Origin of the sequence: Stenotrophomonas sp. CCNWLW162, from assembly GCF_037203745.1 — a bacterium.
Taxonomy (GTDB): Bacteria; Pseudomonadota; Gammaproteobacteria; order Xanthomonadales; family Xanthomonadaceae; genus Stenotrophomonas; species Stenotrophomonas maltophilia_AQ.
Genome location: NZ_JBBCBL010000002.1, coordinates 519,163 through 543,388 on the forward strand (window position 1 = coordinate 519,163; position 24,226 = coordinate 543,388).

Annotated in this window: 26 protein-coding genes; 12 read left to right on the top strand and 14 right to left on the bottom strand. The window is 65.9% G+C overall.

Annotated elements, in window-relative coordinates; all coding sequences use genetic code 11:
- Positions 1 to 2: 2 nt before the first annotated feature.
- Entirely contained in the window at positions 3 to 431 is a 429-nt protein-coding gene (rplM, locus tag V9K93_RS07355) for a 50S ribosomal protein L13 (RefSeq protein WP_006398837.1), read from the bottom strand.
- A 196-nt stretch (positions 432 to 627) separates the two neighbouring features.
- On the opposite strand from rplM, the gene coq7 reads away from it, so the two are divergent.
- Entirely contained in the window at positions 628 to 1,272 is a 645-nt protein-coding gene (gene coq7, locus V9K93_RS07360) for a 2-polyprenyl-3-methyl-6-methoxy-1,4-benzoquinone monooxygenase (RefSeq protein ID WP_337302281.1), read from the top strand.
- Between the two features lie 68 nt (positions 1,273 to 1,340).
- Here the strand turns inward: coq7 and V9K93_RS07365 are convergent, their stop codons facing one another.
- Both V9K93_RS07365 and speD read right to left on the bottom strand, forming a co-directional pair.
- Entirely contained in the window at positions 1,341 to 1,661 is a 321-nt protein-coding gene (locus V9K93_RS07365) for a DMT family transporter (RefSeq protein WP_005411314.1), read from the bottom strand.
- Between the two features lie 167 nt (positions 1,662 to 1,828).
- Entirely contained in the window at positions 1,829 to 2,623 is a 795-nt protein-coding gene (speD, locus tag V9K93_RS07370; RefSeq protein WP_006473908.1) for an adenosylmethionine decarboxylase, read from the bottom strand.
- A 149-nt stretch (positions 2,624 to 2,772) separates the two neighbouring features.
- On the opposite strand from speD, the gene crp reads away from it, so the two are divergent.
- A complete protein-coding gene (gene crp, locus V9K93_RS07375) occupies positions 2,773 to 3,462 on the top strand; it encodes a cAMP-activated global transcriptional regulator CRP (protein ID WP_010482649.1) in 690 nt (229 codons plus the stop codon).
- 55 nt (positions 3,463 to 3,517) lie between these two features.
- Positions 3,518 to 4,279 carry a sulfite exporter TauE/SafE family protein gene (locus tag V9K93_RS07380; RefSeq protein ID WP_046983690.1) on the top strand — a complete coding sequence of 254 codons (762 nt, stop codon included), beginning with the start codon at positions 3,518 to 3,520 and terminating at the stop codon, positions 4,277 to 4,279.
- A 151-nt stretch (positions 4,280 to 4,430) separates the two neighbouring features.
- Here V9K93_RS07380 and V9K93_RS07385 read toward each other — a convergent pair whose 3' ends face one another.
- The 7 genes from V9K93_RS07385 to V9K93_RS07415 form a co-directional block, all read right to left on the bottom strand.
- A complete protein-coding gene (locus V9K93_RS07385; protein ID WP_136639161.1) occupies positions 4,431 to 5,147 on the bottom strand; it encodes a haloacid dehalogenase-like hydrolase in 717 nt (238 codons plus the stop codon).
- Positions 5,144 to 5,938: an indole-3-glycerol phosphate synthase TrpC gene (gene trpC / locus V9K93_RS07390; protein WP_100435359.1), complete on the bottom strand. Its 795-nt coding sequence runs from the start codon at positions 5,936 to 5,938 to the stop codon at positions 5,144 to 5,146. The genes V9K93_RS07385 and trpC overlap by 4 nt, the downstream gene beginning before the upstream one ends.
- Before the next feature lie 74 nt (positions 5,939 to 6,012).
- Complete coding sequence (gene trpD / locus V9K93_RS07395) at positions 6,013 to 7,044, bottom strand: anthranilate phosphoribosyltransferase (RefSeq protein ID WP_046983687.1); 1,032 nt, start codon at positions 7,042 to 7,044, stop codon at positions 6,013 to 6,015.
- Positions 7,045 to 7,060: 16 nt separating this feature from the next.
- Positions 7,061 to 7,648 carry an anthranilate synthase component II gene (locus V9K93_RS07400; RefSeq protein WP_065723589.1) on the bottom strand — a complete coding sequence of 196 codons (588 nt, stop codon included), beginning with the start codon at positions 7,646 to 7,648 and terminating at the stop codon, positions 7,061 to 7,063.
- 2 nt (positions 7,649 to 7,650) lie between these two features.
- The gene (locus V9K93_RS07405) at positions 7,651 to 8,430 is read right to left on the bottom strand and encodes an SIMPL domain-containing protein (protein WP_337302282.1); all 780 of its coding nucleotides are present in this window, start codon (positions 8,428 to 8,430) and stop codon (positions 7,651 to 7,653) included.
- Positions 8,431 to 8,497: 67 nt separating this feature from the next.
- On the bottom strand, positions 8,498 to 9,973 hold the full coding sequence (gene trpE / locus V9K93_RS07410; RefSeq protein ID WP_136639159.1) for an anthranilate synthase component I: 1,476 nt from the start codon (positions 9,971 to 9,973) through the stop codon (positions 8,498 to 8,500).
- Between the two features lie 176 nt (positions 9,974 to 10,149).
- Positions 10,150 to 12,531: a Tle-like phospholipase domain-containing protein gene (locus tag V9K93_RS07415; RefSeq protein WP_337302283.1), complete on the bottom strand. Its 2,382-nt coding sequence runs from the start codon at positions 12,529 to 12,531 to the stop codon at positions 10,150 to 10,152.
- Between V9K93_RS07415 and V9K93_RS07420 the strand changes: the two genes are divergently transcribed.
- A complete protein-coding gene (locus V9K93_RS07420) occupies positions 12,469 to 13,494 on the top strand; it encodes an ankyrin repeat domain-containing protein (RefSeq protein ID WP_308518138.1) in 1,026 nt (341 codons plus the stop codon). The genes V9K93_RS07415 and V9K93_RS07420 overlap by 63 nt on opposite strands.
- 8 nt (positions 13,495 to 13,502) lie before the next feature.
- Here V9K93_RS07420 and yegS read toward each other — a convergent pair whose 3' ends face one another.
- The 4 genes from yegS to V9K93_RS07440 all read right to left on the bottom strand — a co-directional run bounded on the left by yegS (position 13,503) and on the right by V9K93_RS07440 (position 16,219).
- Complete coding sequence (gene yegS / locus V9K93_RS07425) at positions 13,503 to 14,435, bottom strand: lipid kinase YegS (protein WP_337302284.1); 933 nt, start codon at positions 14,433 to 14,435, stop codon at positions 13,503 to 13,505.
- A gap of 224 nt (positions 14,436 to 14,659) precedes the next feature.
- Complete coding sequence (locus V9K93_RS07430; RefSeq protein ID WP_046983699.1) at positions 14,660 to 15,142, bottom strand: GNAT family N-acetyltransferase; 483 nt, start codon at positions 15,140 to 15,142, stop codon at positions 14,660 to 14,662.
- 12 nt (positions 15,143 to 15,154) lie between these two features.
- Positions 15,155 to 15,832 carry a ribulose-phosphate 3-epimerase gene (gene rpe, locus V9K93_RS07435; protein ID WP_046983681.1) on the bottom strand — a complete coding sequence of 226 codons (678 nt, stop codon included), beginning with the start codon at positions 15,830 to 15,832 and terminating at the stop codon, positions 15,155 to 15,157.
- A gap of 57 nt (positions 15,833 to 15,889) precedes the next feature.
- Positions 15,890 to 16,219, bottom strand: a complete 330-nt coding sequence (locus V9K93_RS07440; RefSeq protein WP_006399039.1) for a J domain-containing protein — start codon at positions 16,217 to 16,219, stop codon at positions 15,890 to 15,892.
- A 141-nt stretch (positions 16,220 to 16,360) separates the two neighbouring features.
- On the opposite strand from V9K93_RS07440, the gene V9K93_RS07445 reads away from it, so the two are divergent.
- The 8 genes from V9K93_RS07445 (at position 16,361) to V9K93_RS07480 (ending at position 24,173) form a co-directional block, all read left to right on the top strand.
- Positions 16,361 to 17,287 (top strand): phosphoribosylaminoimidazolesuccinocarboxamide synthase, encoded by a 927-nt coding sequence (locus tag V9K93_RS07445; RefSeq protein ID WP_046983680.1) that lies wholly within the window; start codon positions 16,361 to 16,363, stop codon positions 17,285 to 17,287.
- Between the two features lie 144 nt (positions 17,288 to 17,431).
- On the top strand, positions 17,432 to 17,917 hold the full coding sequence (locus tag V9K93_RS07450) for an Mpo1 family 2-hydroxy fatty acid dioxygenase (RefSeq protein WP_136639155.1): 486 nt from the start codon (positions 17,432 to 17,434) through the stop codon (positions 17,915 to 17,917).
- Positions 17,918 to 18,250: 333 nt separating this feature from the next.
- Positions 18,251 to 21,079, top strand: a complete 2,829-nt coding sequence (locus tag V9K93_RS07455; protein ID WP_337302285.1) for a monovalent cation/H+ antiporter subunit A — start codon at positions 18,251 to 18,253, stop codon at positions 21,077 to 21,079.
- Positions 21,079 to 21,471 (top strand): Na+/H+ antiporter subunit C, encoded by a 393-nt coding sequence (locus V9K93_RS07460; protein WP_046984823.1) that lies wholly within the window; start codon positions 21,079 to 21,081, stop codon positions 21,469 to 21,471. The genes V9K93_RS07455 and V9K93_RS07460 overlap by 1 nt, the downstream gene beginning before the upstream one ends.
- Positions 21,468 to 23,003: a monovalent cation/H+ antiporter subunit D gene (locus tag V9K93_RS07465; protein WP_046984824.1), complete on the top strand. Its 1,536-nt coding sequence runs from the start codon at positions 21,468 to 21,470 to the stop codon at positions 23,001 to 23,003. The genes V9K93_RS07460 and V9K93_RS07465 overlap by 4 nt, the downstream gene beginning before the upstream one ends.
- Entirely contained in the window at positions 23,000 to 23,506 is a 507-nt protein-coding gene (locus V9K93_RS07470; RefSeq protein WP_006399169.1) for a Na+/H+ antiporter subunit E, read from the top strand. The genes V9K93_RS07465 and V9K93_RS07470 overlap by 4 nt, the downstream gene beginning before the upstream one ends.
- Positions 23,503 to 23,787: a K+/H+ antiporter subunit F gene (locus V9K93_RS07475; protein WP_006399171.1), complete on the top strand. Its 285-nt coding sequence runs from the start codon at positions 23,503 to 23,505 to the stop codon at positions 23,785 to 23,787. Before V9K93_RS07470 ends, V9K93_RS07475 begins: the two co-directional genes overlap by 4 nt.
- Positions 23,784 to 24,173, top strand: a complete 390-nt coding sequence (locus V9K93_RS07480) for a Na+/H+ antiporter subunit G (protein ID WP_046984826.1) — start codon at positions 23,784 to 23,786, stop codon at positions 24,171 to 24,173. Before V9K93_RS07475 ends, V9K93_RS07480 begins: the two co-directional genes overlap by 4 nt.
- Positions 24,174 to 24,226: the final 53 nt, after the last annotated feature.

The following is a 24,226-nucleotide window of genomic DNA, read 5'->3' on the forward strand; positions in this document are numbered from 1 at the left end:
GATTAGATATCCAGAACCTGCGGCTGCTGTGCGGCGTGCGGATGCTCAGTGCCGGCGTAGACCTTGAGCTTGCGGTACATCTGGCGACCCAGCGGGCCCTTCGGCAGCATGCCCTTGACGGCGGTCTCGATCACGCGCTCCGGGTGGCGCTCCAGCGCCTGAGCCAGGGACTCGGTCTTCAGGTTGCCGATGTAGCCGGTGAAACGGTGATACATCTTGTCCTGCAGCTTCTTGCCGGTGACGACAATCTTTTCTGCATTGATGACGACCAGGTAGTCGCCGGTATCAACGTGCGGGGTGTAGACCGGCTTGTGCTTGCCACGCAGACGGCGGGCCAGCTCGGTGCAGAGACGGCCCAGGGTCTTGCCCTCGGCGTCGACGAGGTACCAGTCGCGCTGGACGGTCTCGTTCTTGGCAGTGAAAGTGCTCATGAAGAACTCTAGTTAGGTCGGGCTCATTGCGGCGAAGGACTCGCCGGAACTCTGCCACGCGTTGTGAAAGATGAAGCGTAAGAGGCGGGATTGTACGCAGGTCAAGCCCCCGGTGCAAGCCACCCCCAGCCGCGGGTTGGCAGGGGCACGGGGCCGGGCGAGAATCGCGGGGTCTTCCGCCCCATCGCGTACCGCCATGACCGTGCTCCGCCAGACCACCCCGCTGGATCATCTGCTGACCGAGGCGCAACGCGCCCTGGACACGGTCTTCGGCAATCCGCCGGCGGCCCGCCCCTACCCGGCCGCGGATACCGACGAGCCGGGCATGGACAGCGCCGAGCGCCGCCACGCGGCCGGCCTGATGCGGATCAACCACGTGGGCGAAGTCTGCGCACAGGGCCTGTACTTCGGCCAGGCCGCCGTGGCCCGCGACCCGGCCACGCGCGAACACCTGCTGGAAGCGGCGCAGGAAGAAACCGACCACCTGGCGTGGTGCGCCACCCGGCTGGGCGAGCTGGACAGCCGCCCAAGCCTGTTCAACCCGCTGTGGTATGCCGGCAGCTACACCATCGGCACCCTGGCCGGGCTGCGCGGCGACGGCTGGAACCTGGGCTTCGTGGTCGAGACCGAGCGCCAGGTGGAGGCCCATCTGGACGAACACCTGGTCGATCTGCCCCCAGGCGACCTGCGCAGCCGCGCGGTCATCAAGGTGATGAAGGACGACGAGGCCCGCCACGCGGAGCACGCCGAGCGGGCCGGCGCACGCCGCCTGCCGTCCCCGATTCCGGGCGCGATGGCGCTGGCCTCCAAGGTGATGAAGACCATCGCCTACCGGCTGTAAGCCCCGGGTAGTGCCGGCCGCTGGCCGGCAAGATCCTGAGGTTGCCGGCCAGCGGCCGGCACTACCAGTTAATTGGGCGAGACCAGCTTCAGGCCGATCACGCCAGCCACGATCAGGCCCACGCAGGCCAGGCGTGCCGGCGACGCACTATCGTTGAACAGGTAGATGCCCAGCACCGCCACGCCCATGGCGCCGATGCCGGTCCAGATCGCATAGGCCGTGCCGACCGGGATGCTCTTCATCGCCTGGCTCATCAGGTACAGGCTGATCAGCGCGGACACCACCGTGGCGGCGGTGGGCAGGGGTTTGCTGAAGCCTTCGGAGTACTTCATTCCGAGGGCGAAACCGATCTCGAACAGGCCGGCCAGCAGCAGATAGATCCAGGGCATGGGTGGGGGCTCCTTACCTTTTTTGAAAAAACGAAACGGCCCGGTGTTTTCACACCGGGCCGTGGGTCGGTACATCACCGTGGAACTATACAGTGCGCAAAGCGCAGGTTCCACGGGGCGGGTCGTCCCGCCTGGGTGGCGATGCCTGCCGGCATCGCGCACGGGGCTTACTCGGACAGGTTCCGGCCGTGGAACAGCTCTTCGATCTCGCGCTTGAGCAGCGCTTCGATCTTCATGCGTTCCTTGAACGACAGGTTCTTGGCCTTCTCCTCGAACAGGTACTGGTCCAGGTCGAAGTCCTTCAGGTGCATCTTCGTGTGGAAGATGTTTTCCTGGTAGACGTTGACGTCGAACATCTCGTAACGCGACTTGATGTTCTTGGCAAGGAAGTTCTGGATCGAGTTGATCTTGTGGTCGATGTAGTGCTTCTTGCCCTTCACATCGCGGGTGAAGCCACGCACGCGGTAGTCCATGATCACGATGTCCGATTCCAGACTCTCGATCAGGTAGTTCAGCGCCTTCAGCGGCGAAATGACGCCACAGGTAGCCACATCGATGTCGGCGCGGAAGGTCGCGATACCTTCCTGCGGGTGCGTTTCCGGATAGGTGTGCACGGTGATGTGCGACTTGTCCATGTGCGCGACCACGGCATCGGAGATCAGCTCCTTGCCGGCCTGCTTCTTGTCGATCACCGGTTCTTCGGAGATCAGGATCGTCACCGAGGCACCCTGCGGATCGTAATCCTGGCGGGCCACGTTGAGGATGTTGGCGCCGATGATCTCAGCGACATCGGTCAAGATTTGAGTCAGCCTGTCGGCGTTGTACTCTTCATCGATGTATTCAATGTAACGCTGACGCTCCTCTTCGGTGCGCGCGTAACACACGTCATAGATGTTGAAGCTCAGCGCCTTGGTGAGGTTGTTGAAACCCTGCAGCCTCAGGCGAGGCAACGGCTTGACCACGGCGGTCGATTCCTGTGTAAGAAGGGAAAGGGTGAATTATGGGGCAAACTGTCCCCGGGGGGAACGTGAAGACCGCTCACATCTGGCACACTGTTTGCCCTTAACAATTGCGCTGGTTAAGCTCCGCTATCGACCCCGTGAATCCGTTCATGCGCAGAGGGAGCGCTCCTATCGTGTCAACCGTGCGCCTAGCTAGCAGTCCACTGGCCCTGGATATCGCCACAATCGATCGTTTCCTGGCGCACAGCCACAGGCGGCGATACCCCACCCGTACCGACGTCTTCCGACCCGGTGATCCGGCGGGAACCCTGTATTACGTCATCAGCGGCTCGGTTTCGATCATGGCCGAGGAAGATGACGATCGCGAGCTGGTACTGGGCTACTTCGGTGCCGGCGAGTTTGTCGGCGAGATGGGCCTGTTCGTTGAATCGGACCGCCGCGAGGTGATCCTGCGGACCCGTACCGCCTGCGAGCTGGCCGAAATCAGCTACGAGCGCCTGCACCAGCTGTTCCTCGGCCCGCTGTCGGCCGATGCCCCGCGCCTGCTCTACGCGCTGGGCCAGCAGATCTCCAAGCGCCTGCTCGACACCAGCCGCAAGGCCAGTCGCCTGGCGTTCCTGGACGTCACTGACCGGATCGTGCGCACCCTGCACGACCTGGCGCAGGAGCCGGAGGCGATGAGCCACCCGCAGGGCAGCCAGCTGCGCGTCTCGCGGCAGGAACTGGCCCGTCTGGTGGGCTGCTCGCGCGAAATGGCTGGCCGCGTGCTGAAGAAGCTGCAGACCGACGGCCTGCTGCATGCACGTGGCAAGACCGTGGTGCTGTACGGCACCCGTTGAGCAACCGGTGGGTGCGGACCTTGGTCCGCACTCCTTCGCGCGCTAGGCTCGGTGCATGGAACTGAGCAGCGAATTCTGGTGGTTCATCCTCATCGGCCTCGGCGCGCAGCTGGTGGACGGCGCGCTGGGCATGGCGTTCGGCCTGGTGTCCTCGTCGGTGATGCTGAGCATGGGCCTGCCGCCGGCGCAGGTCAGCGCCAGCATCCACACTGCGGAAGTGTTCACCACCGGCGCCTCGGGTGTGTCGCACCTGGCAGCCGGCAATGTCGATAAGCGCCTGTTCCTGCGTCTGGCCCTGCCCGGCGCAGTGGGCGGCGCCGTGGGCGCCTACGTGCTCACCCAGATCCCCGGCGACATCATCCGGCCACTGATCTACCTCTACCTGCTGGTGCTGGCCATCATCATCCTGGCCCGCGCGGCCGGGCGCTGGATGCCCCAGGGCGAGATCCGTCGGGTGCCGGTGCTGGGCTTCTTCGCCGGCCTGCTCGACGCCAGCGGCGGCGGCGGCTGGGGCCCGGTGGCCACCTCCACCCTGCTCGCCCGCGGCGGCCAGGCGCGTACCACCATCGGTACGGTCAACGCGGCCGAGTTCATCGTCACCCTGACCATCTCGGCCACCTTCCTGCTGTCGATGGGCGTGCAGCACCTGCAGATCGTCGCCGGCCTGCTGATCGGCGGCATGATGGCCGCGCCGGTGGCGGCGATCCTGGTCAAGCGGGTGAAGGAGCGCTGGGTGCTGGTGGCCGTCGGCGTGCTGGTGCTGGGCATCAGCCTGTTCCAGATCGGCCACGCGGTGTACGGGCACCTGTACCGCTGACCGCTCGCCCGGCGTGGCCCGGCGCTACCCGCGTGGGATTCGGTAGTGCCGGCGGCTGGCCGGCAACCTCATGAGCTGCGGAAGGGGATGCAAGGTTGCCGGCCAGCGGCCGGCACTACCGGGTCCCTGCCCGGCGGGCAGGCGGGATCGATTACGCCTTCTCGCCGCCGCGGTCGACGCAACCCCAGTTGAGGATGCGGGTACCGGCCGGCAGCACGCGGCGGAAGAACTCCACGCGGCCCGGCTTCGGGTTCACCACCACCGGCGCCTTGGCGGCCAGCAGCAGCGGCAGGTCGGCGGTGCTGTCGGAGTAGGCGATGTCGATATCGCCGTAGCCGCGCTCGCGCAGCATGCGCATCTTTTCTTCATTGTGGCAGTGGCGGGTCGGGCCGACGCCGCCCAGCCGCGGGCCGACCTCGGTACCGATCACCGGCACGTCCTGATGGGCGACGAAGGCCAGGATCGCGCGCGCAAGTTCCGGCGGTGCGCCTGTAGCCACCACCACGCGGTCCCCCTTGGCACGGTGCGCGGCGAACACCTCCAGCGCCTGCGGCAGCAGCTTGGCGCGCATCTGCGCCTCATTGCGCAGCACGTAGGCGTCGATCACCTTGTTGAAATCGCGCGCACGGTGCAGGCCGAAACTGCCGATCCACACATAGACCGAAATACCCGTTCGACGGGTCGGCAGCATCGCCACCAGCGGCCCGGCGATCGGGGTGACCAGCAGCGCCGCCAGCATCCGCAGCGGATTACGCTTGATCAGCGAGGCGAACAGGTGGGTGCCCGAATCGCCGTCGTACAGGGTGTGGTCGAAGTCGAAGACCACCAGCGGCGCATCCTCGCGCGGCGTTGGATAGTGCGTTTTCATGCCGCGAAGAATAGCTGACGCAGGCCCTCGCCCGGCTCTTCCACGCGCATGAAGGCCTCGCCCACCAGGAACGAGTGGATGCCGGCGTCGCGCATCAGCGCCACGTCCTGCGGGCCGAGGATGCCGCTCTCGGTGACCAGCAGGCGATCACGCGGCACCGCCTTCTGCATGTCCAGCGTGGTCTGCAGCGACACCTCGAAGGTGCGCAGGTTGCGGTTGTTGATGCCGATCATCGGCGCCGGCACCTGCAGCGCACGCTCCAGCTCGTCGATGTCGTGCACTTCCACCAGTACGTCCATGCCCAGCGACATCGCCAGTTCGGACAGCGTGGCCAACTGCGTGTCGTCCAGCGCGGCGACGATCAGCAGGATGCAGTCGGCGCCCAGCACGCGCGCCTCGTACACCTGGTAGGCGTCGATCACGAAGTCCTTGCGCAGCACCGGCAGCGTGCAGGCGTCACGGGCCTGCTGCAGGTAGGCATCGGCACCCTGGAAGAAGTCCACATCGGTCAGCACCGACAGGCAACTGGCGCCGCCGAACTCGTAGCTGACGGCGATGTCGGCCGGGCGGAAATCCGGGCGGATCACGCCCTTGGACGGGCTGGCCTTCTTCACCTCGGCGATCACCGCCGGGTCGCCGTTGGCCACCGCCGCCTGCAGCGCGCGCACGAAGCCACGTACCGGCGGGGCGCTGGCAACGGCGGCCTGCAGGTCCTCGAGGGGACGCTGGGCACGGCGTTGGGCCACTTCTTCGGCCTTGCGGGCCAGGATCGTCTGCAGGATGTCGCTCATCGTCGTCGGTTCAATGCGGGGGCGGTGAGGACGGCCATTATCGGCCATCGAGGGGGTCGGGCTGAACCGCGCGCTCAGGCTACCAGCGCGCGGGTGGTGTCAACGTACTGCTGCAGGCGCTGACGGGCGCTGCCGTTGGCGATGGCGGCACGCGCGCGGGCCAGGCCATCGCCGATGTCGCTGGCCACGCCGGCCACGTACAGCGCGGCGCCTGCGTTCAGGGCCACGATGTCCAGCGCCGGGCCAGGGGTGTTGTCCAGCACCGCACGCAGCATGGCAATGGACTGCTCCGGGCCATCCACGCGCAGGTTGCGGCTGGCCGACATGGCGATGCCGAAGTCCTCCGGGTGGATCTCGTACTCGCGCACCTTGCCGTCACGCAGCTCGCCGACCAGGGTGCCGGCGCCCAGCGAGATCTCGTCCATGTTGTCGCGGCCCCAGACCACCATGGCGCGCTCGGTGCCCAGCTCGCGCAGCACGCGTGCCTGGATACCCACTAAATCGGGGTGGAACACGCCCATCAGCACCGACGGTGCGCTGGCCGGGTTGGTCAGCGGGCCGAGGATGTTGAAGATGGTGCGCACGCCCATCTCGCGGCGCACCGGCGCGACCACCTTCATCGACGGATGGTGGATCGGCGCAAACATGAAGCCGATACCGGTCTGTTCGATGGCCGCGGCCACCTGCGCCGGCTGCAGCTCGATAGCCGCACCCAGCGCTTCGACCGCGTCGGCGCTGCCGGACTTGGACGACACGCTGCGGTTGCCATGCTTGGCCACGCGCGCACCGGCCGCAGCGGCGACGAACATCGCGCAGGTAGAGATGTTGAAGGTGTGCGAGCCATCGCCACCGGTGCCGACGATGTCGACCAGGTGGGTGGTATCGGCCACCGGCACCGCCAGCGCGAATTCGCGCATCACCGTTGCCGCAGCGGCGATCTCGTCGATGGTTTCCTTCTTCACCCGCAGGCCGGTGAGGATGGCGGCGGTCATCATCGGCGAGACGTCGCCGCGCATGATCTGCCGCATCAGGTCGACCATTTCGTCGAAGAAGATCTCGCGGTGTTCGATGGTGCGTTGCAGGGCTTCCTGGGGGGAGAAGCTCATCGGAATGCTCCTTGGATCAGGCCGCCGGACGCTGCAGGAAATTGCGCAGCAGGGCGTGGCCGTGTTCGGTGAGGATGGATTCGGGGTGGAACTGCACACCTTCCACCGGGAACTGGCGGTGGCGCAGGCCCATGATCTCTTCGATCGAGCCGTCGTCGTTCTCGGTCCAGGCGGTGACTTCCAGCGCGTCGGGCAGGCTGTTCTTGTCCACCACCAGCGAGTGGTAGCGGGTGGCCTGGTAGCGGTCCGGCAGGCCGGCGAACACGCCCTTGCCTTCATGGCGGATGGGAGATGTCTTGCCGTGCATGATGTTGCCGGCGCGGATGACCGTGCCGCCGTAGACCTGGCCGATGCCCTGGTGGCCCAGGCACACGCCGAGGATCGGCGTGGTCGGTCCCAGGCGCTCGATCAGCGCCAGCGACACGCCTGCTTCGTTGGGCGTGCACGGGCCGGGCGAGATGACGATGCGTTCGGGCTTCTGCGCGGCAATCTCATCCACGCTCATCGCATCGTTGCGCACCACCTTCACCTCGGCACCCAGCGTCTGCAGGTACTGCACGAGGTTGTAGGTGAAGCTGTCGTAGTTGTCGATCATCCACAACATGGTCAGGTTCCGTCGCTTATCAGGAAAATGGCGTATACGTTTTCGGTGTAGGTGATGGGGCCGGCTTCGATGGATTCGCGTTCAGCGGGCGCCGGTGCCGAGGCCGGTGCGTAGCTGCCGGTCACCGAGATCCTGTCGAGATACTCACCATCCTCGCCCAGCTGCGGCCATTGCCCGGCCTGGATGCCATAGGCAAAGTTCGGCGCCACATCGGAGATGCTGTACAGACCGCGCACTTTTGTTCCATAGGCCTTGGCCAGCCCCTGCGCGGACTCCCGGGTCTTGGCCGCGGCCTCGCCCTTGAGCTCGCGGCGCAGCGCGACTTCACCGGAGTAGGTCGGGGCAACGCTGCTGACCTGCACGTTCTCATTGGCCTTCAGCGCACCCAGCACGTCCTGCATCTGCTTCACGCTGGCGAAACTGGCGCGCAACTGGCGCGACACCTGGGTACCCATGAAGACCTGCCGGCTCTGCTCATAGCGGGTTGCCGGGCCGATCCGCAGGTTGTCCGCACGTACGCTGCCTTCCACCGCCTTGTACTGCTTGAACAGCGCCAGCACGCGGGCAACGTTGTCCTGCACGCGGCGGCGCGCCGCATCCGCATCCATGTCGGTTTCCTCGATGTTCAACTGCAGGCCGAACCGGTCCGGCATCACCACGCGACGCGCCTCGCCCTTCACCAGCAGGTGCGGCTGCGAGGGAATGGTATTGGCCTGCGCCCACGCAGGCGGGGCCATCGTGGCCAGCAGTGACGACCACAGCAATGCGCTCAGCAGCTTCATGCGGTACTCCTTGTCTTGAATGGGAACAGCGGAAGGTGCCGCGGCGTCGGCCACGGCACGGCAGAACTCACAGACCCTTGGCGGCCTGGGCGACGGCGCGGAACAGGGCACGGCCCTTGTTCATCGTCTCGTCCCATTCCTTGTCCGGGTCCGAGTCGTAGACGATGCCTGCGCCGGCCTGCACGTACAGGCGGCCGTCCTTGATCACCGCAGTGCGGATCGCGATCGCGGTATCGGCATCGCCGTGCCAGCCGATGTAGCCGATGCTGCCGGCGTAGACATTGCGCTTGATCGGTTCCAGCTCGCGGATCACTTCCAGCGCGCGGATCTTCGGCGCACCGCTGACCGTACCGGCGGGGAAGGTGGCGCGCAGCACGTCGGCGTAGCTCAAGCCCGGCTGCAGCTGCCCGGTCACTTCGCTGACGATGTGCATGACGTGGCTGTAGCGTTCGATCACGAACTGCTCGCCCACTTCCACGGTGCCGGCCTTCGAAACACGACCGGCGTCGTTGCGGCCAAGGTCGATCAGCATCAGGTGCTCGGCGCGTTCCTTCGGATCGGCCAGCAGTTCTGCTTCCAGCGCCTGATCCAGCTCGGGCGTGGCACCGCGCGGACGGGTGCCGGCGATCGGGCGCACGGTCACTTCACCGTCCTGCAGGCGCACCAGGATTTCCGGCGAGGAGCCGACCACCTGCAGGTCGCCGACATCCAGGAAGTACATGTACGGCGAGGGGTTCAGCGCACGCAGCGCGCGGTACACATCCACCGGGCGCGCCTTGAACGGTACGCTCAGGCGTTGGCTGAGCACCACCTGGAAGATGTCGCCGGCGCGGATGTATTCCTTGCTGCGCTGGACCGCATCGACGAAACCTTCGCGGGTGAACCCGGAGACGAAATCGGACTCGTCCAGCACGTCGCTGTTAAGCGGTGCGGGATAGCCGGCACCCGGTGCGCGCAGCTTGGCGGTCAACGCATCCAGGCGTGCCTGGGCCTGCTCGAAGGCACCGTCGGTACGCGGGTCGGCATGCACGATCAGGTACAGCCGGCCCTTGAGGTTGTCGAACACCGCCAGTTCGTTGGAGTCCAGCAGCAGAATGTCCGGCGTGCCCAGCTCATCGCGGCCAGCCGGCGGGGCCAGGCGCGGCTCGATGTAGCCGATGCACTCGAAACCGAACCAGCCGACCAGACCACCGGTGAAGCCCGGCAGGCCGTCCAGCTTGGGCACCGAATGGGCGCTGCGCAGCGCCTCGACCTCGGCAAACGGATCGGCGACCTCGCGGGTTTCCACCACCTGCCCGTCCTGGCGCACGGTCAGGGTGTGGCCGTGGAAGGCGTACACGCGACGTGCCGGCAGGCCGATGATCGAGTAACGACCAAAGCGCTCGCCGCCTTCGACGGATTCAAACAGGTAGGTATTGGGGCCGTCGGCGAGCTTCAGATAGACCGAAAGCGGCGTGTCCAGGTCGGACAGCACTTCGCGGACAACGGGAATATGGGTGTGGCCTTCAGCGGCCTGCTGCAGAAACTGAGCGTGCGAGTTCAAGACGACTTTCCTTCCGGGACACAGCGTTATGGGGACGGACGACGGCAACAGGCCACCATCGCCACCAACGGCGTGCGGAAGAAAGGGTATGCGGGGTCGTCAGGCTGGACACCCAATGACTGTATCGCAGCTTTGGCCGCAGGGAAACCCTTTGGCGACGGGCGGTTTGCGCCGCCCTAGCCCATCCGCCGTGCCTGTTCCTGGGTCTCCTGCACCTGCTGCTGGGCCAGCGATACCCCCTGCGCCTGCTCGCGACTGGCGTTGATCGCGTCAACCTGGGCCGTGCTCGCGCTCAGGGGTTGGGCCATGCCCGCTGCCACATCGACGTGGGCATGGCGGCGGTGCGCGGCGTTCAGGTCCGGCGTATCCACCGCGAAGGCACGGCTGTGATCCTCGCTGAGCACCACGTGGGAAATGGACTCCAGCCCTTCGCGCTTGGCCTGTACGGCCAGTGCGCCGGCGAGCTGGTCGCTCTGCAGGTCAGGCACCCGGTTGTGGGCGCGGTCCAGGGCGTGGACCCCGGTCTGTGCGCCATTGAACAACCGGTAGTCGGTGTGGCCAGGGTCATTGATGCCGTGCCCGCGCGCAGCGGGCTCTGCTGCCACGCTGGCGCGGCGGCCATCCTCGGGATGCTGTATGCGCTGGTGCTGCTCGACCAGCTTGCGGGCGACGGCTTCCTGCTTGATCAGTTCCGAGTCCAGGCTGGGAATGACAGTCTCGGCCATGCCATGGCGGGCAGTTGCCTCGCCAAACGCTGGACCGATGTCACGGATCAGTCGCGCGGACTGAGCGAGATTGGAGAGCTTCACCGCATCCAATGGCAGGACACCGGTGGGTACATGCGTTGCTGCCGCAGTGCCCACCCCCACACTGATGCCCCCGACCGTCGCCATGGCAGCTGGCGCTTGGGCGGTAACGCCCTTTACCTTCGATGCCACCAGGTCATAGCCGCGGTCCACATGGGCGCCGGCGGTGGCAAAACCGTTCTGCAGCTTGCCGGCCACCCACTGCCCGTCATTGCCGATGGCCGTGGCCGTCCGCTCGCCAAAGGCACGCGTCCACTCGGCATCCGCATGTGCTTGCCGCGATGCGAGCACCGCACGCTGCTCGCCCGTAGTACGTGCCCTTTCGGCCTCTTTGGCCAACCTGTCGGACGCGTCATCCAAAGCAATCCGACCGGCTACCCACGACAGTGCGGACATGCCATGGGAACTGGCCTGCGACTGCGCGCGGTGCAGGGTTGCCTCTATGCCTCCGGTCAGCTCGCGCCCGGAGGCGATCACGGTGGTGGTCGCCCGGGTACCCACCTGGAGCGTGGTCGATCCCATGTTCACGACCTGGCCAATGGCCATGCCCTGGGTCCTGAGGATCTGCTCTGCGCCATCGCCGACCCTGTCCAGCACATGCGCGCCAGTCGCACCCGCGCGTTCAACCTGCTCACCGATCACACGCCCACCGCGCATGCCGTAACCAGTGGCGTGCAGCACCGTGGACAGCGGTCCAGCCAGCTCTGCAACCTGGCTTGGCGCCGCTACCTGCGAACGATTGACGATATTGCCCTGTGCGTCGCGTGCCTTGGCCTCGAGCAGCAGTTCGGCACGGCCAGCGGCAACCGGGATATTGCGCAGGGCTTCCTGCCCCGGCTGGGTCGCCAGTTGTTCGATGAACTGCGCTGCGGACGTCTGCGCACCCGGTGGCATCATCTCGCGCAGTTTGTCGCCCACCAGCTTCTGCATGGCGGGCTCCTTCAGCGACATGCCCATTTCATTGGCAAGCACGCCATAGCCGCGACGCTGCTGCTCGCTCAGGCGCTGCATGCCGTTCTGCACGTCATTCAGCACCTCGCCGGTGGTCTGGTAGGTGTGCACGCTTTGTTGCGGGTTGAAGGTGGGCAGACCATTTTCCTTCGCGAAACGAGCCGCCGTTTCCGGATGCAGGCCTGCCGCATTGAAGGTGGTAGCCCGTGCGCCGGTGACGGCCGACGCGGCGGAAGCCATGCCGCCACCGAGGGAGTGACCGGCGATTTCGAAGTTATTGCCAATGCGATCATTCAGCTGCGTGGCAAGTGACATGGCGCGATCGTAGTAGTCGCTTCGCATCCCAATGCCTTGCTGCCCATTGTTCAGAAAATCCTCGCCGCCCGACTCACGCCATCCATTCGGTGCAAGAGGATCGGCGATCTTACCGGTGGAGCCTTTGTAGACCACCACCGGCTTTGCGTCTGCACCGAAAAGCGCTTTGTCGGGAACATATATTTCCGCACGGAATCCAGACTGCGGCGGTTGCAGAAGCTCACGCAACTCTTCGTCAGACATGTTGATGCCTGCAGCGCGCAGTGCATCCGGATCGGAGCTGCCGCGCGTCCATCCCACGGGAGGCGCACCTTCGTGCTTGGCTGATTGATAGACATCAGCTGCGAGACCAGACATTTCACGCGCGTGATAGGTCTCCTGAAGACGATCAGCTTCCCTGTCATTGCCGCTTTCCCGCAGCTGTTGAACGAGAAGATCCTGCTGCTGGAGGGCGCGCGCACGCGCCTCGATGTCGGTTCCATTCATGGCAAACTCCATTGCGCCGGGCACGGGCTTGGGCACGCGATGCTTATCGATTATCAGAACTTTTTGCTAATGTCACGTTTCAGCCCAATCATCAGGATGATAATGCGCATTCACTTTCACAAATGTGTGCAGAAAGCCCTCATCTCCGCGGCTTGTCTCACACTTTTGCTGATCAGCGGCTGCGCGGCATCATCGAGTCATGGAGCAGACAACTACTTTGAAGGGAGGGCTCTGCAGCTTGCCATCGCCACGGAAAGCGGCGATTCAAAGGCCATTCGCCGCCTCATCGTTGAAGAGGGTGTCGATCCGGACAAGACGTTCTCGCGTGAAGACGGGATTCCCATGGTCGCCTGGCCTCTACGCACAGGCAGTCTGGACGGCCTCCGCGCACTTCTTGAAAACGGGGCAGATCCAAATGCCCGCGCTTACAAGGTCGTGGATGGCCGCAGACTTGGCTACAACAACGCCATGGTCTACGCCGCAAAGCTGGACGACGCGCGCTACCTGCAGTTGCTGCTCAAGTACGGCGGCGATCCCAACACGCGGAATTCGGCAGGCGAAACGTTGCTGTTTCAAGCCTTCATCGCAGGCAATCAGTGGGAGAACGTGAAACTTCTGATTGAGAATGGAGCGAACATCAATGAATCCAATCGCGGCACCGCCGACACAGTCCTCAGCTGGTACACCACCCGGGGTGGATTCGAGCATGCCTATTGGCTGCTGGAGCACGGGGCCGACCCTACGGTGATGCTGAAATCATCCATCGGCGCTCCCGACAGAATGCTGATCGCCGAGCACATCTTCTGGGGCATCACTACACCCGATCTTCTGCCATGGCAGAAGAAGTGCCAGCAGTGGCTTGTCGCCCGGGGCATCCCTCGTCCCCCGATGCCAAAAGGCATCCGCGACAAGCGTGAAGCCTTCGGCTTCCCCACAAAGGAAGAAGACATTCCGCTGCTCTGATTCCTGTCTCAGCTGCCGGAAAGCAGCACGCAGTCATCCGGCAGATGCATGCGCACCCTGCCGGCCACGCATTCGATGCGGAAGCGGCGTGCCTGCACCGGTTCGCCGTCCAGGTTCAACGTCAACGGCTGCGTTGCGTCGATCTGCAGCCACGGCAGCTGCGCGCGCGTGGCGACACGTTCAAGCGCCGCCTCCTTGCCGCCGGTCAGCATCTGTCCAAGGGTGGCTGCGACTTCACCCTCCAGTTCCGGCACTACGGTGACATCCAGCAGGCCGTCATCGATCAGTGCCTGCGGGCACAGCTGCTGACCACCACCCGCTTGGCGGCCGTTACCGATACCCAGCGCGATGAACCCACCTTCCCACTGGAAATCCGGCCCGCTCAGGCGCGCGGTGATCGGTTCGATGCGACCGAGCTTGGCGATGCCAGTAATGACATACGCCAAACCGCCAAGCATCTTCTTCAAGCCCGCATCGGTTTCCACCGTGACCTGGGTGCCGAAGCCACCGCTGGCGAGGTTGGCGCACCACCATGGCTTGCCGTCGGCATCGACGCGCAGCAGATCCATCGGGCGTGGGTGGCCGCCGGCAACCAGTGCGAAGGCCGCCTGCGGCTCCACCGGAATGCCCGCAGCGGTGGCGAAATCGTTGGCGGTGCCCATCGGGACCAGCGCGAGCGAAGGCAGCGCCTCAGCCGGCTCGTCGCGATGCGCCAGCGTCTCTGCGACCGCGCTGAGCGTGCCGTCGCCACCGGCCGCCACGATCACGTCCACGCCGTGGTCGATGGCCTCGGCGACGTAGCGCTCGGCATCACCGTCTTCCCAGGTCACCCGCACTTCCAGCTGCACACCGCGTTCGCGCCAGTGGCCCACGGCCTCGCGCAGGTCATCGTTGCCTGCGGATTTTCCGTTGAGGATCAGGCGCCAGCGCGGGGTGGTCATGCAGTACATCCAGTGAAAGGGCGCTCAGGCTAGCAACACGCCGTTTGCCAGCGGTGAATGTCACGCAGATGTCATTCAGCTGCCGGAGAATGGAAGGCCATAGCAGGGACGACGGATGGAGGCAGGATCAGCCTCCCACGCATGCAGCAAGGCCACGCCAACGTTTGGCGTGGCTTTTTTTTGTCTGCCAGAAGCATCCACCCATGGCGTGGATGCACGTCATCTCAACCGTTGGCGAAATCTTGCAATGCGTGGCCCTGCAGCCGGTACACGGTCCACTCGTCCTGCGGTTTCGCGCCAACGGCGGTGTAGAACTCGATGGCCGGGGTGTTCCAGTCCAGCACCGACCATTCGAAACGGCCGCAACCTTCGGCCACGGCCTGGCGCGCGATGTATTTCAGCAGCGCCTTGCCCGCGCCGCAGCCGCGCTTCTGCGGGCTGACGTACAGGTCTTCCAGATAGATGCCCTTGCGCCCCAGCCAGGTGGAATAGTTGTAGAAATAGACCGCATAGCCGATGGCTTCGCCGTTCGCCTCGCAGACCAGCGCTCGGGCGGTAGCGTCGGCGCCGAACAGGCTTTCGGCGATGCCGATCTCATCGGTCTGCACCGACTGCTCGGCCTTCTCGTAGATCGCCAGTTCGCGGATGAACCGAAGGATCAGGCCAGCATCGGCGACGGTGGCCGGACGGATGTTCAACACGGCCACCGTGCTCATGGCTCAGCCCCGCGCTGCAGCGACGTTGGCGCGCATCTGCGCGATCACGTCCTGGTAGCTGGTCTTGGCGTTGAAGATGGCCGAGCCGGCGACGAACGTGTCGGCGCCAGCGGCGGCGATCTCGCCGATGTTGTCGGCCTTCACGCCACCGTCGATCTCCAGGCGGATGTCACGGCCACTGGCATCGATCTTCTGGCGCACCACGCGCAGCTTGTCCAAGGCCGACGGAATGAAGGCCTGGCCGCCGAAGCCCGGGTTGACCGACATCAGCAGCACCAGGTCCAGGTCATCCAGCACCCAGTCGAGGATGTCCACCGGGGTGGCCGGGTTGAGCACGATGCCCGGCTTGCAGCCCAGCGAGCGGATCAGCTGGATGGTGCGGTGCACGTGGCGGCTGGCCTCCGGGTGGAAGCTGATGTAGGTGGCACCGGCCTCGGCGAAGTCCGGGATGATGCGGTCCACCGGCTCGACCATCAGGTGCACGTCGATCGGCGCGGTGACGCCGTGCTTGCGCAGGGCTTGGCAGACCATCGGGCCGATGGTCAGGTTGGGCACGTAGTGGTTGTCCATCACATCGAAATGGACCCAGTCGGCACCCGCGGCCAGGACGTTGTCGACTTCCTCGCCCAGGCGGGCGAAGTTGGCCGAGAGGATGGAAGGAGCGATGAGGCAGTTGGACATGGCCGGGGCCTTCGGAACGGGGAAAGGGGTCTCCCGCCCGCAGGCGGGGCAATGGGGTCAGCGCTTGCGCAGGGTCTTGATGCGGTCGTAGGCGGCGTTGATGCGCCGCGACTTCTGCTCGGCCTGCTGCTGCAGCTCGGGGGCCGCGCCGCCGAGCTTGTCGGGGTGGTACTGGGAGATCAGCTTGCGGTAGGCACGCTCGACCTCGGCATCGGTGGCCTCGGAGGTCAGCCCCAGCTCCCGGTACGGGTTTTCCTTGTTCAGGCGGAACCAGTCCGAATCGAAGGCATGGCCGATCAGCAGGCCGATGACCGCACCGAACAGCGGATTGGGCCGGAACAGCAGGGCGCCGGCGATGAATCCGAGCAGTTTTCCGTACCAGCGCATGGCGCCCCAGGGTCGACCGGCGAAATGGACGCTCATTTTACGTCACAGCGGGCCCGGACCGCTTTACACTAGGCCGCCCGCTGGTCAGCGGGCCCGCCGGGTCCGTTGGGCAGCCGTATCGACGAAGCCCCAGGAGTGCCCGTGCCAACCACGCTGTTGCAATCCGATCTCCCCGGCCTGCCCTTGCGCCACCGCGGCAAGGTGCGTGACGTGTTCGATATCCCGCGCGAGCGGCTGCCAGCCGGGACCCCACCAGGCGACTACCTGCTGATGGTGGCCACCGATCGCCTGTCGGCCTTCGATGTGGTCCTGCCCGACCCGATCCCGGGCAAGGGCGAGATGCTCTGCCAGGTCTCCAACTTCTGGTTCGCCAAGACCGCGCACCTGATGCCCAACCACCTGACCGGCATCGATGTGGCCAGCGTGCTGCCCGAGGGCGTGGACGCGGCCCTGTACGCCAAGCGTGCGGTAGTCACCCGCAAGCTGAAGCCGGTACCGGTGGAAGCGATTGCCCGTGGCTACCTGATCGGCAGCGGCTGGAAGGATTACCAGCGCACCGGCAAGGTCAGCGGCATCGACCTGCCCGATGGCCTGCGCCAGGCCGAACAGCTGCCCGAGCCGATCTTCACCCCCTCGACCAAGGCCGCCGTCGGCGACCATGACGAGAACATCGACTTCGATGCGATGGTGAAGCAGGTCGGCGCCGAAATGGCCGAGCGCGTGCGCGATGCCACCCTGCGCATCTACAAGTTCGCCGCTGATTACGCCCGCGAGCGCGGCATCATCCTGGCCGATACCAAGTTCGAGTTCGGTACCGACGCCGATGGCCGCCTGTACATCATGGACGAGATGCTGACGCCGGATTCCTCGCGTTACTGGCCGGCCGACGAGTACGAAGTGGGTACCAGCCCGCCGAGCTACGACAAGCAGTTCGTACGTGATTACCTGGAGACGCTGGACTGGGGCAAGACCGCCCCGGGCCCGACCATTCCGGCCGAGATCATCGAGCGCACCCGCGCCAAGTACGCCGAGGCGCTGCAGCGTCTGGCCGGGATCAGCGTCGACTGATCCCCCTGCGCCCCCGGCCGGTCCGGCTGGGGGCGTTCTGAATGGGGTAGTGCCGGCCGCTGGCCGGCAATCTCGCGAACTCGGCTATGCTCTGGATTGTCGGCCAGCGGCCGGCACTACCGTTGTCCGAGGAAGCGACGCAGCATGCAGACATCCACCGAGCTTGCGCGGCCGATCGACCGCTATTTCGCCAGCTATTCCGACGACCACCGCAATGTCATCAACCAGCGCATCCACGTGGTGGCGGTGCCGGCGATCCTGTGGTCGGTGGTGGCCCTGCTGTGGTGCGTGCCGCCGCTGATCACCTGGTTCCAGTACGGGATCTGGTCGGCCTTCGCGATGTTCAGCGCCTGGTGCTTCTACAACAAGCTGTCGCGCCCGCTGGGCATCGGCATGCTCATCCAGTTCTTCGTGTTCGGCTGCCTGTGTCGGCTGCTGGAGGCGGAAATCGGCCTGCACAATCTGTTCTGGCTGGCGGTGGGCGTGTTCGTGGTGGCCTGGATCGCACAGTTCATCGGCCACAAGTTCGAGGGCCGCAAGCCCAGCTTCCTGACCGACCTGACCTACCTGCTGATCGGCCCGGCCTGGGTGATGGCCAAGGCCTATCGGAAGCTCGACTGGCGCTACTGACCCGACCACGACCGACAAGGACTGTTGTTTCCTGAACGGGCAGATTCCGTCACCCGTAGTCCACGGCGGCCCTGCCAGCCTGCGCCGGTGACCCGCCCCCCACCTCCCGCCCGTCGACGGCAGCCCCTGTGCGACAGGGCCTGCGGTCTCCCTGCGTGGGCGTAGGGTGATCCCCGAGGGCAGCCAGGGAGCGACTGCAGGAACGTGATGTTGCGCCGCAGAAAAAATGAATCAGCGAACGTTACATGCAATTGATCGCTGTTCGATGGGTTTCGGCGACATTTCGCAGCCTGTTATCCTCCCTGACCTGCTCGTGAATCATGGATTCCCTGCATGCTCCCCAGCCTGCCCCTGCTGCTGGCCCTGCCGTTCCTGATGGCAGTGGCTGTTGCGGCCTTCCCCCGTAGTTCGCGCTCGACTGCTGCCTGGCTGGCGGCGCTGGCGCCGTTGGGCGGGCTGGCCATCCTCGCCTGGCTGACCCCATCGGTGCTCGACGGCCAGGTGGTGCGGACGATGGTCCCCTGGCTGCCGCAGATCGGCCTGGACTTCACCCTGCGCCTGGATGGGCTGGCCTGGATGTTCGCCGGGTTGGTGCTGGGCATCGGCGCGCTGGTGGTGCTGTATGCGCGCTATTACCTGAGCAGCCAGGACAACGCACACCGCTTCTACATCTACCTGCTGCTGTTCATGGGCGCCATGCTGGGCATGGTGCTGTCGGGCAACCTGTTGCTGCTGATGGTTTTCTGGGAAATGACCAGCATCAGCTCGTTCCTGCTGATCGGCTTCTGGTCGCACCGCCAGGACGCCCGCGAAGGCGCGCGCATGGCGCTGGTGATCACTGGCGGCGGCGGCCTGGCGCTGCTGGCCGGCGTGCTGCTGATCGGCCGCATCGTCGGTAGTTTCGACCTGGACGTGGTGCTGGCCGCCGGCGAGCAGATCCGCGCCAGCGCGCTGTACCCGTACGCGCTGTTCCTGGTGCTGGCCGGCATCTTCACCAAGAGCGCGCAGTTCCCGTTCCACTTCTGGCTGCCGCACGCAATGGCCGCGCCGACCCCGGTCTCGGCCTACCTGCACTCGGCCACCATGGTGAAGGCCGGCGTGTTCCTGCTGGCGCGCCTGCATCCGGCATTGGCCGGCAGCGATCTGTTCTTCTATACGGTCAGTGGCATCGGCGCGCTGACCCTGCTGGTCGGTGCCTGGAACGCGATCTTCCAGCATGACCTGAAGGGCCTGCTGGCCTACTCCACCATTTCCCATCTGGGTCTGATCACCCTGCTGTTCGGCCTGTCCACGCCGATGGCGGTGGTGGCCGGCGTGTTCCATATCCTCAACCACGCCACCTTCAAGGCCTCGCTGTTCATGGCCGCCGGCATCATCGACCACGAAACCGGCACCCGTGACATGCGCAAGCTGGGCGGGCTGCGCAGGCTGATGCCGTTCACCAGCGCGCTGGCGATCATCGCCTCGCTGGCAATGGCCGGCATTCCGCTGCTCAACGGCTTCCTGTCCAAGGAAATGCTGTTCGCCGAGGCGATCAGCGCAGGCGGCACCCAGGCCATGCGCACGGCGGTGTCGATCGCCGCGCTGCTGGCCGGCGTGTTCGGCGTGGCCTACAGCCTGCGCTTCGTGCATGACACCTTCTTCGGCCCCGGCCCGCACGATCTGGACCGCGTACCGCACGAGCCGCCGCGCTGGATGAAGGTGCCGGTGGAGATCCTGGTAGTGATCTGCGTGGCGGTGGGCGTGGCCCCGGCATTGACCGTGGCGCCGGTGCTGCACGCCGCTGCGGCCTCGATCCTCGGCAATGCCATGCCCGAATACAGCCTGGCGGTGTGGCATGGCTTCAACCTGCCGCTGGCGATGAGCGCGATCGGCGTGGTCGGCGGCGTGGCGCTGTACTTCGGCCTGCGCAGGCTGATCAACCTGCACGGGGTGACCAATACCAGCCCCGGCCGCAACGTGTTCCACCGCCAGCTGGATCTGCTCTCAGCCGCAGCACAGCGCCTGACCAACGGCATCGCCAACGGCAGCCTGCAGCGCATGCTGCTGGGCCTGGTGCTGGTGGCGATCGTGGTCGCCGCCGCGCCGTTCGTGGCCAATCCGGCCTCGCCGAACTGGACCGCGCCGCAGCCGATCCCGTTGCTGGGCTGGGCGCTGTGGCTGGTGATGATGGCCTGTGCGGTTGCCACCCTGCGCGTCTACAAGCAACGCCTGCTGGCGGTGCTGCTGGTCGGCGGCGTCGGCCTGATGGTGGCGCTGACCTTCGTGTTCCTGTCCGCACCGGACCTGGCGCTGACCCAGCTGCTGGTGGAGATGGTGACCCTGGTGCTGATGCTGCTGGGCATGAACTACCTGCCCGCGCAGTCCGGGCCGGAGCGCCCGCGCTGGCGCAAGCGCCGCGATGCGGTGATCGCGATCATCGCCGGTGCCGGCCTGGGTGCGCTCGCCTACACCGCGATGACCCTGCCGCCGAACACCATGGCTGGCGAGCTGCTCGCCCGCGCCCTGCCCGAGGCCTACGGCCAGAACGTGGTCAACGTGATCCTGGTCGACTTCCGCGGCTTCGATACCTTCGGCGAGATCACCGTGTTCGGCATTGCCGCGCTGGTGGTGCACGCACTGCTGCGACGCACGCGGATGGCACCGGAGCAGATCATGCCCGGCCCGCCGATCAAGCTGCCGGTGCCGGCCGACCTGGCCCAGATCATGTTCCCGCTGACCCTGACCGTGTCGATCTTCCTGTTCCTGCGCGGCCACAACGCACCCGGCGGCGGTTTCATCGCCGGCCTGGTGCTGGCCGTGCCGCTGCTGATCCAGTACGTGATCCAGGGCACCGCATCGGTGGAATCGCGCTTCGGCTTCGACTACATCCGTTGCATCGGCATGGGCCTGCTGATCGCCATCCTCAGCGGCAGCGCGTCGATGCTGTTCGGCGTGCCGTTCCTGACCAGCGGCCACCTCGACCTGCACCTTCCGCTGATCGGCGAGGTACCGCTGGCCAGCGCGATCGGCTTCGATATCGGCGTGTACCTGGTGGTGTTCGGTGGCGCGATGCTGATGCTGTCGATGATGGCCACCGTGAAACCCTCTCGTACCCGCACAGCGCGCAAGGGCGAGATCGACCTGCAACGCCGCTCGGCACGTACCGGGGAGATGCACTGATGGAACTGGCCCTGGCCTCCGCGATCGGCGTGCTGACCGCTATCGGCATCTACCTGCTGCTGCGCGCGCGCAGCTTCGATGTGATCCTCGGCATGACCTTCCTGTCCTACGCCACCAACCTGCTGATCTTCGCCGGTGGCCGTGTGGTGCTGGGCAAGGCGCCAGTGCTGCAGGAGGGCGTGGACAGCAACCTCGGCAACTACACCGATCCGCTGCCACAGGCGCTGGTGCTCACCGCCATCGTCATTGCCTTCGCGATGACCGCAGTGAGCATCGTGCTGGCCATGCGCAGCCGCAGCGACAACCACAGCGACCACGTGGACGCTCACGAGCCGGATGACGACCTGCAGGATGAGGGTGTGCCGCCGCGCCAGGGCGAGGACCGCGCATGAACCACCTGGTGATCCTGCCGATCCTGGTTCCCCTGCTCGGTGCCGCGCTGTCGCTGTTCGTCGAGCACCGCCGTTATGGCCCGAAGGTACAGCGCGCTGTGGCCTGGACTTCGCTGTCGGCGCTGGCGCTGGTGGTGGGCCTGTTGTTCGCCACCACCGCCAGTGGCGATATCAGCGTCTACCTGCTCGGCGACTGGCCGTCGCGCCTGGGCATCGCGCTGGTCGCCGACCGGCTGTCGGCGTGGATGCTGCTGACCACCCTGCTGCTGGCCATTCCCTGCCTGCTGCATGCCTGCTCGGGCTGGGACCGCCGCGCACCGCACTTCCATGCGCTGTTCCAGTTCCAGCTGGTCGGCCTCAACGGTGCGTTCCTGACTGGCGACATCTTCAACCTGTTCGTGTTCTTCGAGGTGATGCTGATCGCCTCCTACGGCCTGCTGCTCAGTGGCGGCCGCGGCCTGCGCATGCGCATCGGCCTGCACTACGTGGTGTTCAACGTCACCGCTTCGACGTTGTTCCTGATCGCGCTGGGCCTGCTGTACGCCTCGCTGGGCTCATTGAACATGGCCGAGCTGTCGCAGCGCATCGCCGAGGTGCCGCCGGCACAGCTGACCCTGGTGAAGGCGACGATGGGCCTGTTGCTGCTGGTGTTCTGCGCCAAGGCCGCACTGATGCCGCTGTACCTGTGGCTGCCTGAAGCCTATTCGCGCGCGCCGGCCGCAGTGGCCGCACTGTTTGCGATCATGACCAAGGTCGGCCTGTATGCGGTGCTGCGCATCCAGATGCTGTGGTTCGGCGACGATGCCGGTGCGATGGCCGGCTATGGCCGCGACTGGCTCCTGTGGGCCGGCGTGGCGACACTGGTGCTCGGTGGCCTCGGTGCGCTGGCCGCGACCCGCCTGCGCGTGCTGATCTCCTACCTGGTGATCGTCTCGGCCGCCACGCTGTTCATCGCCTTCTCGGTGGGCACGCCGCAAGTACTTTCGGCCGGCCTGTACTACCTGCCGCACAGCAGCTTCGTCGCCGCCGCGCTGTTCCTGATCGCCGACCTGATCCGCCGCCGCCGTGGTGGCGCCAGCGACCGCAAGGAAGTGGTGGCGCCGATGCCGGGCAAGGAGACGCCGGCGGTGCTGTTCCTGATCGCCGCGGTGTCGGTGGCTGGCCTGCCGCCGCTGTCCGGCTTCCTGGCCAAGGCCGCGCTGCTGGCCGGCATGCCGGCGCAGTACACCGGCCCGGTCTGGACCGCGGTTCTTGTCAGCAGCCTGCTGGTGATCATGGGCCTGACCCGCGGTGGCATCCGCCTGTTCTGGCGCGTGCCGCCGGTCGATCCGGAAGCGCCGCCGCCGCGCAAGGCACGGCTGCGCCGGGTCGAGCTGTACGCCGCCTGCATCCTGCTGGCCTATGGCATCGGCATGACCCTGGCCGCCGCGCCGCTGATGCGCTACACCGACGCCACCGCCGCACAGCTGCTGCAGCCCGGCGAGTACGTGCAGCAGCTGCGCGCGACCGCACCGGAGATCCGCCAGCCATGACCGCCCAGCGCTCACTGTTCCGCCGCATCATTCCCTCACCGATGCTCAGCATCATGGTGGTGGCGTTCTGGCTGCTGATGTCCGACAGCTTCACCGTCGGCCAGACCGTGCTCGGCCTGGTGCTGGGCGTGGTGGTGCCACTGTTCGCCGCGCGCCTGGACCGCGAGTTCGCCCGCATCGGTACCCTGCGCCCGCTGCCCAAGCTGCTGTGCGTGACCCTGTGGGACATCCTGATGTCCAACATCCGCGTCGCCCTGCAGGTGCTGGGCCCGGAGAAGAACATCCATCCGGGCTTCATCTGGCTGCCGTTGGACATCGCCAACATCCACGGCATCGCCGCGCTGACCAGCATGATCACGCTGACCCCGGGCACGGTCTCGGCCGCGCTCAGCGAAGACCGCAGGTTCCTGCTGGTGCATGTGCTGCACCTGGAGGATCCGCAGGCGCTGATCGATACGATCAAACGACGTTACGAAGCCCCGTTGATGGAGATTTTCCCATGACTGGATTCCAGATCATCCAGACCACGCTGGTGGTGTGCATGCACGTGGTCGGCCTGGCCATGCTGCTGGCCACCTGGCGCCTGCTGCGCGGACCGACCGTGCCCGACCGCATCCTTGCGCTGGATACGCTGTCGGTGACCGCCATCGCCGAGCTGATGCTGTTCGGCATGTACCTGAACTCCGCGATCTACTTCGAGGCTGCCCTGGTCATCGCCATGCTCGGCTTCGGCAGCACCGTGGTGCTGAGCAAGTTCGTGCTGCGCCGGGACATCGTCGAATGATCACCGCGATCCAGGTCGGCCTGTCGATCCTGCTGCTGTTCGGCTGCTTCTTCATCCTGGTCGGTGCGCTGGGCCTGGTGAAGCTGTCCACGTTCTTCAAGCGCCTGCACGCGCCGACCAAGGCCAGCACGCTGGGCGTGGGCTGCGTGCTGGTGTGCTCGGTGTGCTACCACATCTTCCTCGGCCAGGACCCGCAGCCGCGCGAGCTGCTGATCACCGTGTTCCTGTTCATCACCGCACCGATCAGCGCGCACATGATGGCCAAGGCCGCGCTGTCGCTGCTGATGGAAACCCGCCCCAGCCTGCCCGGCAACGAACCGGCTGCCGAAGAGCAGCTGCCGCCGCCGGAGCCGGTGCGGGAAGAAGAGCACGCGCAGAACCGGTAACCCCGGTAGATGCCGACCTTGGTCGGCGCTTTGTTGCTGCGAGTGCCAACCAA